We start from the raw sequence: 11612 nt of genomic DNA, 5'->3' as shown, positions 1-11612 counted from the left end.
TTGCTGTTGAAACTGCTGATTCTCGATCGGGACGGAGTGATCAATTACGACTCCGACGCTTACATCAAGTCGGTGGAGGAGTGGATTCCGCTGCCCGGCTCGATCGAAGCGATTGCGCAGTTGAGCAAGGCCGGCTGGACGGTGGCGGTCGCTACCAACCAGTCGGGCATTGCTCGCGGCTACTACGACCTCGCCACCCTCGATGCCATGCACGCGCGCCTGCGCGAACTGGTGGCGGAGCAGGGCGGTGAAGTCGGGCTGATTGTGTATTGCCCGCATGGGCCGGACGAAGGTTGCGATTGCCGCAAGCCGAAACCGGGGATGTTGAAAACCATCGCGCAGCATTACAACGTCGCGCTGACGAATGTCTGGTTCGTCGGCGACAGCCTTGGTGACCTGGAGGCCGCCAAAGCCGTCGATTCACAGCCCGTTTTGGTAAAGACCGGGAAAGGCGAAAAGACTCAGGCCAAGACCTTGCCGGTGGGCACCCTGATTTTTGACGATCTCGCGGCGATTGCCGCAGAACTTATCCACAACTAGAGTACTTCTGAAGTTCCTGACCAGGGATTGATCGGGAGTGCGCTTGAACAGTCGGGCATTGCCCGTAACGGTAAACGTCGCCATGTCGATACTGCAGGCCATCAGAATCTTCCTCTTTTACCTGCTGCTGGGCACCACCGCTCTGCTGTGGTGCAGCCTGAGCTTTTTTATCGCGCCCTTTCTGCCGTTCAAGGCGCGCTATCGTTTCATCAACGTGTACTGGTGCCGCTGCGCCTTGTGGTTGACCAAGGTGTTTCTCGGTATCCGTTACGAAATCAAAGGTGCGGAAAACGTGCCTGACCGGCCCTGCGTGATTCAATCGAACCACCAGAGCACCTGGGAGACGTTCTTTCTCTCCGCTTATTTCTCGCCCTTGAGCCAGGTGCTCAAGCGCGAATTGCTGTATGTGCCGTTCTTCGGCTGGGCGATGGCCATGTTGCGGCCGATCGCCATTGACCGCGACAACCCGAAAGCCGCCCTCAAGCAGGTTGCGGCGAAAGGTGACGAGCTGCTGAAGGACAATGTCTGGGTGCTGATCTTCCCTGAAGGCACTCGCGTTCCTCATGGCACCATCGGCAAGTTCTCCCGCAGTGGCAGCGCATTGGCCGTGAATGCGGCGCTTCCGGTGCTGCCGATTGCGCACAATGCCGGCAAGTTCTGGCCGAAAATCGGTTGGGGCAAAAAGTCCGGCGTGATCACTGTGGTGATTGGTGAGCCGATGTACGCCGAGGGCAGCGGCCCTCGCGCCATCGCCGATCTCAATGACCGGGTGCAGGCATGGAACGAGAAGACCCAGCGGGAAATGGGCTCGCTGCCTCCCGCACCTGAGGCACCGGCTGCGAACGATCAGATCGCTGTCTGAGATTTGTGGATAACCTGTGTACGGTTTGTTCGCAAAGTCCCGAATTATCAAATTAAGTGACTGATTTATTTATATATTTCCGAAGCTGATAAAACACCGTAAAAGGTGCATAAGTTTTTTCGGAAGTAAGGAAACCGGCTGATATAGCCGGTTTTTTTATGCCTGCTCTTCGACGATCAGCGGCAGTTCCACACGGAACGTCGTGCCTTGATCGACCACACTCAGGCATTCGATCCGGCCGCCATGGTGATCCACCACGGCTTTGACCATCGACAGCCCCAACCCCACGCCGTCGATACCTTGTGCAGAAGAAAAGCGTCGGTATTGACTGAACAGATCGGGCAGCTCCTCTGCAGCAATGCCTTTGCCTTGATCGGTCAGTTCACAACTCAGCCAGTCATCTTGGCAGCTGACACGCATGTCGACCGTGGATCCGGCCGGGCTGTACTTGATCGCATTTTCCAGCAGGTTGAACAGTGCTCGGGTCAGTAAACCCTGGTCGGCCAGGATCAGACGCTCCTGGGATTGTTCGTCCATGTCGCTCAAGAGCTCGATGCGCTTTTGCTGGGCGATGGGCAACGCCTGATCCAACACATCCATGACCAGCATTCCGAAGAGGCTCGGCTGAAACTGATACGCCTCGGATTCGGCCCTGGCCAACAGAACGAAGCCGTCGGTGAGTTCCAGCGCCCGACGAACCTGGCGCTCGATCTGTTCGAACAGTGGCGAATCCGTTCCTGCCTGATGCTGGTGTACATCGAGCAGAGCGAGAATCGCCGAATGCGGCGCGCGCAGGTCATGGGACAGGAAGCGCAGCAACACACCGCGCTGTTCCTCGGCGGCGCGTTCGGCGCTCAGGTCGGTGAGACTCAGGAGCCAGCCGATCGGCAGGTCACCATCAACCGGCAACAACGCGGCACGCTCCAGGCGCAGGCTACGTTCCTTGTGGTCACGAAATTCCAGCAGAGGCAGCTCGGAGAGCGGCGGGCGCGGATCTGTGGACAACTCCGGATAGCCCAGGCTCGCCAGTTGATCGAGTACATCCTCGCCTACCAGATTGTGATCGAACAGGCTCCGGGCCTTGCGGTTGCCCAACAAGACTTGCCCCCGCGGATCGCTGATCAGGGTCGCGACCGGCAGATATTCCAACCCGTCGGCAATGAATCGGCGGGTATCGCGGGTGCGGCTCATGGCTTGCTCAAGCGCCATGATCTGCCCCTGCAAGCGGTCGGCGCTGGGGAACTGTGCCCGGCGTCGTTCGGGAAAGACTTTCGGTTCACTGTCCAGCCGCGCCAGCTCCCAGCCGAAGTAGGTCAGCACCACACTCAGGCGCCGCCAGTTCCAGATCAGATAACCGAACAACATGCCCAGCACTGCCGGCGTCGGCGACCACCAACGCCGCATCTCCGCCAGGCCTGCACTGGTCAGCAGCACGCAGGCCATCCCGCCCAATGTCAGCCAGAGCGCCAGGCGCGGGCGCCACAGCAGCAACCCGAGTACGCACGCGACCATGGCTACCGAGAGTCCCGCGCCCATCAACGGCGCCGGGTCATGCAAATTGATCTGCGCACGCCAGGAAAGCAGTGCAGTCAACGGCAACAGCACTAGACTTATCCACACCCACTCGCGCACCAGTTGCCGGAACAAACGCTGAACCTGGCTGGGTACGCGGCTTTCGTGTCGGCGGTGGTTATTCATGGGAAACAGGGCAGGGCGGGTTGAATGGTTTCATAGACGGCCGGTCTGAGGACGTAGACCCGAAGAATCATAGCGGCTCCCCCCACGGCGTGCCGCTTACTTTCACTGCATGGAGTGAGCCGATCCGGTCGGCCCCCATTGCCCGAGCGACAAGGAACCACCGCGTATGCGCGTTGCGATACTGGACGATGAACCCGCCGAGCTGCGCCGGGTCGAGCAGACCCTGCAACAAATGGCCGAAGCCGGAGGGCAGCCCTGGTCACTGCACAGCTTCGAAAGCGGTGAAGACCTGCTGCGACAGTTGCGCCGGGAAACTTTCGACCTGCTGATCCTCGACTGGCAATTGCCCGACCTCACCGGCCTGGCACTGCTGCGCTGGACCCGCCAACACATGGAAGCACCGCCGGCGGCCATCATGCTCACCAGCCGCGATGGCGAGAGCGATATTGTCCAGGCCCTGAATGCCGGGGCCGACGATTACGTCAGCAAGCCGTTTCGGCCCAATGAATTGAAAGCCAGGGTTGCAGCGGTACTGCGTCGGCACAGCCAGCAACGTAGCGCCCCGGCCGAGGTTCTGCGTTTCAATGACCTGGTGTTCGACGACGCCGAACTGACCGTCACCCGTGACGGAAAACCGATCGTCATGACCGAGCGCGAATATCGTCTCGCTCATTGCCTGTTCAGCAACCTTGGGCGGCCACTGTCACGGGATTATCTGTACGAACGATTCTGGCCCCATGAAGAGATGTCCACGTCACGACCGCTGGACACCCATATCTATCGCCTGCGCAACAAGCTTGGGCTGACGGCGGATCGGGGTTGGCAGTTGTTGACGATTTACGGGTATGGGTATCGGTTGGAGAGTGTTGCGGCAGGGGAGTAAACCGCAGGCAATAAAAAAGGCCAACGCTTGTGCGTTGGCCTTTTCGTTGGTGCCGACCGGGATCAGAAGTCCAGGTTGGACACCGCCAGAGCATTGCTCTCGATGAAGTCACGGCGAGGTTCGACCGCATCACCCATCAGGGTGTTGAAGATCTGGTCTGCGCCAATGGCGTCTTCGATGGTGACTTTCAGCATGCGGCGCACGCTTGGGTCCATGGTTGTTTCCCACAGCTGATCCGGGTTCATTTCACCCAGACCTTTGTATCGCTGGATGGTGTGGCGCTTGGTGCTTTCGGCCATCAGCCAGTCCAGGGCTTCCTTGAACTCGGTGACCGCTTTCTTGCGCTCGCCACGCTGGATGTACGCGCCTTCGTCGAGCAGGGTGCTCAACTGAGCGCCGAGGGTGACGACGGTCTTGTAGTCGTTGCTGCCGAAGAAGTCGCGGTTGAAGGTGACGTAGTTCGACAAGCCGTGGGAGATCAGTTCGACCTCTGGCAGCCATACGCCACGTTCGCGGTCTTCACGCAGGCTGGCCTTGTAGACCAGACCCGACTTCTCGACGGTGCGCAGACGGACTTCGTACTGGGCCAGCCAGTCCTGCATCTTGGCGTGGTCGCCGAGCATTTCCAGGCTGACGGCCGGCAGGTAGATGAAGTGCTCGGTCAGTTCCTGCGGGTACAGGCGCGACAGACGCTTGAGGGTTTTCATCACCATGCGGAAATCATTCACCAGACGTTCCAGCGCTTCACCGGAAATACCTGGGGCGTCTTCGTTCAGGTGCAGGCTCGCATCTTCCAGGGCCGACTGCGTCATGTACTCTTCCATGGCGTCGTCGTCTTTGATGTATTGCTCTTGCTTGCCTTTCTTGACCTTGTACAGCGGCGGCTGGGCGATGTAGATGTAGCCGCGCTCGATCAGCTCAGGCAACTGACGGAAGAAGAAGGTCAGCAGCAGGGTACGGATGTGCGAGCCGTCGACGTCAGCATCGGTCATGATGATGATGTTGTGATAGCGCAACTTGTCGATGTTGTACTCTTCGCGACCGATACCGCAGCCCAGCGCGGTGATCAGGGTGCCCACTTCCTGGGACGAGATCATCTTGTCGAAACGGGCTTTCTCGACGTTGAGGATCTTGCCCTTAAGCGGCAGGATGGCCTGGGTCTTGCGGTTACGTCCCTGCTTGGCAGAGCCGCCCGCGGAGTCACCTTCCACGAGGTACAGTTCGGACAGCGCCGGGTCTTTTTCCTGGCAGTCAGCGAGCTTGCCTGGCAGGCCGGCGATGTCCAGCGCGCCTTTGCGGCGGGTCATCTCACGGGCCTTGCGCGCCGCTTCACGGGCACGGGCAGCGTCGATCATCTTGCCGACGACCAGTTTGGCTTCGTTCGGGTTTTCCAGCAGGAAGTCGGAGAAGTACTTGCCCATTTCCTGTTCGACCGCGGTCTTCACTTCGGAAGAAACAAGCTTGTCTTTGGTCTGGGAGCTGAACTTCGGATCCGGCACCTTCACCGAGATGATCGCGGTCAGGCCTTCACGGGCATCATCACCAGTGGTGGCGACTTTGTGCTTCTTCGCCAGACCTTCCTGCTCGATGTAGTTGTTCAGGTTACGCGTCAGTGCGGAACGGAAGCCCACCAGGTGGGTACCGCCATCGCGCTGCGGAATGTTGTTGGTGAAGCACAACAGGTTCTCGTTGAAGCTGTCGTTCCACTGCAGGGCGATTTCCACGCCGATGCCGTCTTCACGCTGGATGTTGAAGTGGAACACCTGGTTGACCGCAGTCTTGTTGGTGTTCAGGTATTCAACGAACGCACGCAGTCCGCCTTCGTACTTGAACAGCTCTTCCTTGCCGCTGCGCTCATCCTTGAGGACGATGCCTACACCGGAGTTGAGGAAGGACAGTTCACGAATGCGCTTGGCCAGGATGTCCCAGCTGAAGTGAATGTTCTTGAAGGTTTCGCTGGAAGCCTTGAAGTGAATCTGGGTACCGGTGGTTTCGCTGTCGCCAACGATCGCCATCGGCGCCTGAGGTACGCCGTGGACGTAGGTCTGTTCCCAGATCTTGCCGCTGCGACGAACAGTCAGGACCAGCTCTTCGGACAGTGCGTTCACAACCGAAACACCTACGCCGTGCAGACCGCCGGATACCTTGTAGGAGTTATCGTCGAACTTACCGCCGGCGTGGAGGACGGTCATGATGACCTCGGCGGCGGAAACGCCTTCCTCTTTGTGCACGTCTACCGGGATGCCACGGCCGTTGTCTTTGACGGTGATGGACTCATCCGGGTGGATGATGATGCTGATGTCGTCGCAATGGCCGGCGAGGGCTTCGTCGATCGAGTTGTCGACCACCTCGAACACCATGTGGTGCAGACCGCTGCCATCGTCGGTGTCACCAATGTACATACCGGGACGTTTGCGCACGGCATCCAGGCCTTTCAGCACTTTAATGCTCGATGAGTCGTACGTATTTTCTTCGCTCAATGCCTTCACTCCCGATGGTCGTGGGTCTGGGTGATACGGCCCTGTTCCACGTGGAACAGAGCGACTGGCGTTTCCGTCTGCCAGCCTTCCCTCAATAATTCGTGATCTACACAGGTAATAAAAACCTGGCAGCGTAAGTCTTCCAGCAAACGGCACAGCGCGCGACGGTGGCTCTCGTCCAGCTCGGACGGCAAGTCATCCACCAGATAAATACACTGGCCACGTCGGGCCTGACTCACCAGATGCCCCTGGGCAATCCGCAAGGCACAGACCACCAACTTCTGCTGACCCCGGGACAAGATGTCCGCGGCGTTGTGTGCGCCCAATCTAAGACGCAAGTCAGCCCGTTGTGGCCCAGCCTGGGTATGACCCATTTGCTGGTCCCGTTGCACGGACCCGGCGAGTACAGCGCTCAATTCCCGGTCTTTGTCCCAACCTCGGTAATAGCTGAGCGTCAAACCTTCGAGCTCAACCAGTTCGCTCAAGGTTTGTTCAAAGACTGGTTTCAAGGCTTTGATGTAAGCGCGGCGGTATTCATCGATTTCAGCGCTGGCCTGGCACAGTTCCCTGTCCCAAACCGCTTGCGAAACGGCGTCAAGTGTACCATGCCGCAGCCAGGAGTTTCTCTGGCGCAAGGCCTTCTGCAAACGCTGCCAGGTGGCCATGAACCGCGGCTCGACATGGAACACGCCCCAGTCGAGGAACTGCCGGCGAATCTTCGGCGCGCCTTCCAGCAGGCGAAAGCTGTCGGGGTTGATCAACTGCAGCGGCAAGATTTCCGCCAGTTGCGCAGCGCTGCGGGCATTCTGACCATCGATGCGAATCTGGAACTCGCCCTGACGGTCGCGAGAAATCCCCAATGCGCTGTGGCCACCTTCGGCGAGTTCGACCTGACCGAATACGGTACAGGCAAGCTGCTCATACTGGATGACCGGCAACAGCCGCGTGCTACGAAACGAACGGGCAAGCCCCAGCAGGTGAATGGCTTCCAGAACACTGGTTTTGCCGCTGCCGTTGGCGCCGTAAAGAATGTTGATTCGAGGGGAGGGGGAGAAGGTCACCGGGTGCAAATTGCGCACCGCGGTGACCGAGACGCGACTTAGCGACATCCAGAGTCAGCTGATTACAGACGCATCGGCATGACAACGTAAGCCGAATCGTCGTTATCGGACTCTTGCACCAGCGCACTGCTGTTGGAGTCGGACAGAATCAGACGAACCTGCTCGGTGGTCATCACGCCCAGCACGTCGAGCAGATAGCTGACGTTGAAGCCGATTTCCAGGGAGCCGCCGTTGTATTCCACGCCTACTTCTTCTTCCGCTTCTTCCTGCTCCGGGTTGTTGGCCTGGATCTTCAACTGACCGCTGGCCAGTTGCAGACGGATACCGCGGTATTTCTCGTTGGACAGAATCGCGGTACGGCTGAAGGCTTCACGCAACGCCTGACGATCGCCCAGTACCAGCTTGTCGCCGCCTTTTGGCAGAACGCGCTCGTAATCCGGGAACTTGCCGTCGACCAGTTTCGAGGTGAAGGTGAACTCGCCGGTGGTCGCGCGGATGTGGTGCTGACCCAGAACGATGCTGACGTTACCGTCCGGCTCGGTGAGCAGACGCGCCAGTTCGAGAATGCCTTTACGCGGCACGATCACCTGGTGGCGTTCCTGCTGACCGATATCGGCCTGCATCGAGCACATGGCCAGACGGTGGCCGTCGGTGGCGACAGCACGGATCACACCGGTCGAGACTTCCAGCAACATACCGTTGAGGTAGTAACGCACGTCCTGCTGGGCCATCGCGAAACTGGTGCGTTCGATCAGGCGACGCAGCTTGCTTTGCTCCAGGCTGGTGGTCAGCGAACCCGGGCCTTCCTCCACAGTAGGGAAATCGTTGGCCGGCAGGGTCGACAGGGTGAAACGGCTACGGCCGGCTTTCACCACCAGCTTCTGCTCGTCGACCTTGATATCGATCAGCGCATCGTTCGGCAGGCTCTTGCAGATGTCCATCAGCTTGCGCGCAGGCACGGTAATGGAACCTGTTTCAGCCGGCTCCTCAAGTTGCACGCGACCGACCAGCTCGACTTCCAGGTCGGTACCGGTCAGCGACAGTTGCTGGCCATCGACAACCAGCAGCACGTTGGACAGTACCGGCAAGGTCTGTCGGCGCTCGACGACGCCTGCGACCAGTTGCAGGGGTTTCAACAGGGCTTCGCGTTGAATGGTGAAATGCATGGTCTAGTCCCTTGCCTTAATAAGCTGCGCTGGTGTTCATCAAGTGGTCAGTGTACGCAGCAGGTTCTTGTAGTCCTCGCGGATGTCCGCGTCGGATTCCTTAAGTTCGTTGATCTTGCGGCAGGCGTGCAACACCGTCGTGTGGTCGCGGCCGCCAAACACATCGCCGATTTCCGGCAGGCTGTGGTTGGTCAGTTCCTTGGACAATGCCATGGCCACCTGACGCGGACGAGCGACCGAACGCGAGCGGCGTTTGGACAGCAGGTCGGAGATCTTGATCTTGTAGTACTCGGCGACGGTGCGCTGAATGTTATCCACAGAGACCAGTTTGTCCTGCAACGCCAACAGGTCTTTCAGGGATTCGCGAATCAACTCGATGGTGATGTCGCGGCCCATGAAGTGCGAGTGGGCGATCACGCGTTTCAGCGCACCTTCCAGCTCACGGACGTTGGAGCGAATGCGCTGGGCAATGAAGAACGCCGCATCGTGTGGCAACTCGACTTTGGCCTGATCGGCCTTCTTCATCAAGATGGCTACGCGGGTTTCCAGTTCCGGTGGCTCGACGGCAACCGTCAGGCCCCAGCCGAAGCGGGATTTGAGGCGCTCTTCAAGGCCTTCGATTTCTTTCGGATAGCGGTCACTGGTGAGAATGACCTGCTGGCCACCTTCAAGCAGGGCGTTGAAGGTGTGGAAAAACTCTTCCTGGGAACGTTCCTTGCGGGCGAAGAACTGAATGTCGTCGATCAGCAGGGCGTCCACCGAACGGTAGAAACGCTTGAACTCGTTGATCGCGTTCAGTTGCAGCGCCTTGACCATGTCGGCCACGAAACGCTCGGAATGCAGGTACACGACCTTGGCATTCGGGTTCTTCTTTAATAGATGGTTGCCCACCGCATGCATCAAGTGCGTCTTACCCAGACCTACGCCGCCATAAAGGAAGAGCGGGTTGTAGCCATGCTTCGGGTTGTCTGCCACTTGCCATGCCGCCGCGCGGGCGAGCTGGTTGGATTTACCTTCGACGAAGTTCTCGAAGGTGAAGGTGCGGTTCAGGTAGCTGGTGTGCTTGAGCGCGCCTTCGACCTGCACGGTGCGCTGTTCGGCGCGAACCGGTGCCTGTTGCGAGGCAGCGCCGGCCATCGGATCGAAGCTGTCGCGGGACGGCTCCTCACTGATTTCTTCGGTTTTCTGCGTCGAACGCTTTGTCGGTGCAGGCGTCGGGGCTGGCGCTGGCGCGCTGGCCGGCACTGCGTTGGCCTGAGCCTGGGACACTTGCGCAGCAGCCAACGGCGCATTCGGAGCGGCACGCGGGGCCGAACTGCGTTTGCTACCTATTAATAAGGAAAGCGACGGTGCCAGACCATTGCCATGCTCATCCAGCAGTTCAAGGACGCGCCCCAGGTACTTTTCGTTGACCCAGTCCAAAACAAAACGATTCGGTGCATAGACGCGCAACTCGTCGCCTTCGGCTTCGACCTGTAGTGGACGGATCCAGGTGTTGAATTGTTGGGCAGGCAGCTCTTCGCGCAAAAGCTCTACGCACTGCTGCCAAAGTTCCACTGACACGGATATCCCCTAAGTTGAAAGCCGGTGAGGCAAAAACAAGCGGCCATTGTAGCGGCCAGTCGTCCACTTATCCACATGCAGGTTGCCCGGTGGACATGATTTATCAATGCGTTAAACGAGAAAAAGGCGACCGACGGTGTGTGCATAAGCTCTGTGGATAACCCCATCTGAGCACACTGGACAACTGGGGGCGAAAGTCGGTGGATAACCTGCCTGTGGATAACAGCCCTTTCCACACACAGGTTATCCGACAGCGCAGCACAGGCTGAACACGGTTTTCCACTGTAGTTGTCATTCTCTGTACATCGCTTGGAACAAGGCCTCGAGCCAGTTATCCACAGAGAGGGCCGTGCCTAGCTTTTACAAGCTTTACAGAAAAGCTTTAAATAATTCCCTTCTTTATTTTTATCTTTGGCAAACGGGTAATCAGGTCCCGGACGCTCCGAAGATCTATTTATAAGGAAACGTTGGTTGGAAATTGACCTATGGACTTGCTTTCTCTAGAATCCCCGGTCTCTTAAAACGGGGGCCATTCCGGCCCGTTGTGGACGAACCAGGTAACACGACATGAAACGTACTTTCCAACCAAGCACTATCAAACGCGCTCGTACCCACGGTTTCCGTGCTCGCATGGCTACCAAGAACGGTCGTGCCGTACTGTCGCGTCGTCGCGCCAAAGGCCGCGCACGTCTGGCAGTTTGATAATCCGGCACTGGAGGTGAGTCAGGACTTCAGTCGGGAAAAGCGTCTGCTTACTCCCCGGCACTTCAAGGCAGTCTTTGACTCCCCTACCGGCAAGGTTCCGGGGAAAAATCTCCTGCTCCTTGCGCGCAACAACGATCTCGATCACCCCCGTCTCGGGCTGGTTATCGGGAAAAAGAGTGTAAAACTCTCCGTCGAGCGCAATCGCCTCAAACGTCTGATGCGCGAATCGTTTCGCCTGCACCAGGATTCACTGGTCGGCTGGGACATCGTTATCGTCGCGCGCAAAGGTTTGGGTGACGTAGAAAACCCCGAATTGATTCAGCATTTCGGCAAACTCTGGAAGCGTCTGGCACGCAACAAGCCGGTACCAGCAGTCAAAACCGAAACTGTAGGGGTAGACAGTCCAGATGCGTAAACTGGCACTCGTTCCGATCCAGTTTTATCGCTACGCCATTAGTCCCCTGATGGCCAGTCACTGTCGTTTCTACCCCAGCTGTTCTTGCTACGCGTATGAAGCCATCGAAAATCATGGCCTTCTGCGCGGTGGCTGGCTGACCTTTCGTCGTTTAGGTCGCTGTCATCCGTGGAATCCCGGTGGTTATGACCCGGTTCCACCTATCCCTACCTCCCGTTCTTCTTCGATGGCCGAGTAAT

11 protein-coding genes are annotated in these 11612 nt (G+C 58.3%); 6 read left to right on the top strand and 5 right to left on the bottom strand.

Features of this window, described 5'->3' with window-relative positions:
- Both gmhB and QR290_RS01060 read left to right on the top strand, forming a co-directional pair.
- Positions 1-540 (top strand): D-glycero-beta-D-manno-heptose 1,7-bisphosphate 7-phosphatase, encoded by a 540-nt coding sequence (gene gmhB, locus QR290_RS01065; RefSeq protein WP_164872121.1) that lies wholly within the window; start codon positions 1-3, stop codon positions 538-540.
- A gap of 82 nt (positions 541-622) precedes the next feature.
- Positions 623-1402, top strand: coding sequence for a lysophospholipid acyltransferase family protein (locus QR290_RS01060; protein WP_115079795.1), 780 nt, complete (start codon positions 623-625; stop codon positions 1400-1402).
- A 156-nt stretch (positions 1403-1558) separates the two neighbouring features.
- Here QR290_RS01060 and QR290_RS01055 read toward each other — a convergent pair whose 3' ends face one another.
- A complete protein-coding gene (locus QR290_RS01055; protein ID WP_289204135.1) occupies positions 1559-3100 on the bottom strand; it encodes a sensor histidine kinase in 1542 nt (513 codons plus the stop codon).
- A 166-nt stretch (positions 3101-3266) separates the two neighbouring features.
- On the opposite strand from QR290_RS01055, the gene QR290_RS01050 reads away from it, so the two are divergent.
- Positions 3267-3983: a response regulator transcription factor gene (locus tag QR290_RS01050; RefSeq protein WP_115079793.1), complete on the top strand. Its 717-nt coding sequence runs from the start codon at positions 3267-3269 to the stop codon at positions 3981-3983.
- Positions 3984-4045: 62 nt separating this feature from the next.
- Here QR290_RS01050 and gyrB read toward each other — a convergent pair whose 3' ends face one another.
- The 4 genes from gyrB to dnaA are packed head-to-tail and all read right to left on the bottom strand — an operon-like array spanning position 4046 to position 10253.
- A complete protein-coding gene (gene gyrB / locus QR290_RS01045; protein WP_011331734.1) occupies positions 4046-6463 on the bottom strand; it encodes a DNA topoisomerase (ATP-hydrolyzing) subunit B in 2418 nt (805 codons plus the stop codon).
- Positions 6464-6468: 5 nt separating this feature from the next.
- Positions 6469-7572 (bottom strand): DNA replication/repair protein RecF, encoded by a 1104-nt coding sequence (gene recF / locus QR290_RS01040; protein WP_003220208.1) that lies wholly within the window; start codon positions 7570-7572, stop codon positions 6469-6471.
- A 14-nt stretch (positions 7573-7586) separates the two neighbouring features.
- Positions 7587-8690, bottom strand: a complete 1104-nt coding sequence (gene dnaN / locus QR290_RS01035; RefSeq protein WP_007954131.1) for a DNA polymerase III subunit beta — start codon at positions 8688-8690, stop codon at positions 7587-7589.
- Positions 8691-8729: 39 nt separating this feature from the next.
- The gene (gene dnaA / locus QR290_RS01030; protein ID WP_115079792.1) at positions 8730-10253 is read right to left on the bottom strand and encodes a chromosomal replication initiator protein DnaA; all 1524 of its coding nucleotides are present in this window, start codon (positions 10251-10253) and stop codon (positions 8730-8732) included.
- A gap of 567 nt (positions 10254-10820) precedes the next feature.
- On the opposite strand from dnaA, the gene rpmH reads away from it, so the two are divergent.
- From rpmH to yidD, 3 genes are read left to right on the top strand one after another with little or no spacing between them, the layout of a single operon-like run.
- Positions 10821-10955 (top strand): 50S ribosomal protein L34, encoded by a 135-nt coding sequence (rpmH, locus tag QR290_RS01025; protein ID WP_003213577.1) that lies wholly within the window; start codon positions 10821-10823, stop codon positions 10953-10955.
- A 16-nt stretch (positions 10956-10971) separates the two neighbouring features.
- Positions 10972-11373 carry a ribonuclease P protein component gene (gene rnpA, locus QR290_RS01020; protein ID WP_011336726.1) on the top strand — a complete coding sequence of 134 codons (402 nt, stop codon included), beginning with the start codon at positions 10972-10974 and terminating at the stop codon, positions 11371-11373.
- The gene (yidD, locus tag QR290_RS01015) at positions 11366-11611 is read left to right on the top strand and encodes a membrane protein insertion efficiency factor YidD (protein WP_010465488.1); all 246 of its coding nucleotides are present in this window, start codon (positions 11366-11368) and stop codon (positions 11609-11611) included. Before rnpA ends, yidD begins: the two co-directional genes overlap by 8 nt.
- Position 11612: the final 1 nt, after the last annotated feature.

It is taken from the genome of Pseudomonas fluorescens, from assembly GCF_030344995.1.
Lineage (GTDB): Bacteria > Pseudomonadota > Gammaproteobacteria > Pseudomonadales > Pseudomonadaceae > Aquipseudomonas > Aquipseudomonas fluorescens_BF.
The sequence above is the reverse complement of the archived record's forward strand: the minus strand, read 5'-3'. Positions and strand labels throughout refer to the sequence as shown.

Bases quoted from the DNA above. Each gene is read 5' to 3' on its own strand.
- QR290_RS01060 (WP_115079795.1), top strand. From the start codon at position 623: ATGTCGATACTGCAGGCCATCAGAATCTTCCTCTTTTACCTGCTGCTG.
- rpmH (WP_003213577.1), top strand. From the start codon at position 10,821: ATGAAACGTACTTTCCAACCAAGCACTATCAAACGCGCTCGTACCCAC.
- QR290_RS01050 (WP_115079793.1), top strand. From the start codon at position 3,267: ATGCGCGTTGCGATACTGGACGATGAACCCGCCGAGCTGCGCCGGGTC.
- recF (WP_003220208.1), bottom strand. From the start codon at position 7,572: ATGTCGCTAAGTCGCGTCTCGGTCACCGCGGTGCGCAATTTGCACCCG.
- yidD (WP_010465488.1), top strand. From the start codon at position 11,366: ATGCGTAAACTGGCACTCGTTCCGATCCAGTTTTATCGCTACGCCATT.
- dnaN (WP_007954131.1), bottom strand. From the start codon at position 8,690: ATGCATTTCACCATTCAACGCGAAGCCCTGTTGAAACCCCTGCAACTG.
- QR290_RS01055 (WP_289204135.1), bottom strand. From the start codon at position 3,100: ATGAATAACCACCGCCGACACGAAAGCCGCGTACCCAGCCAGGTTCAG.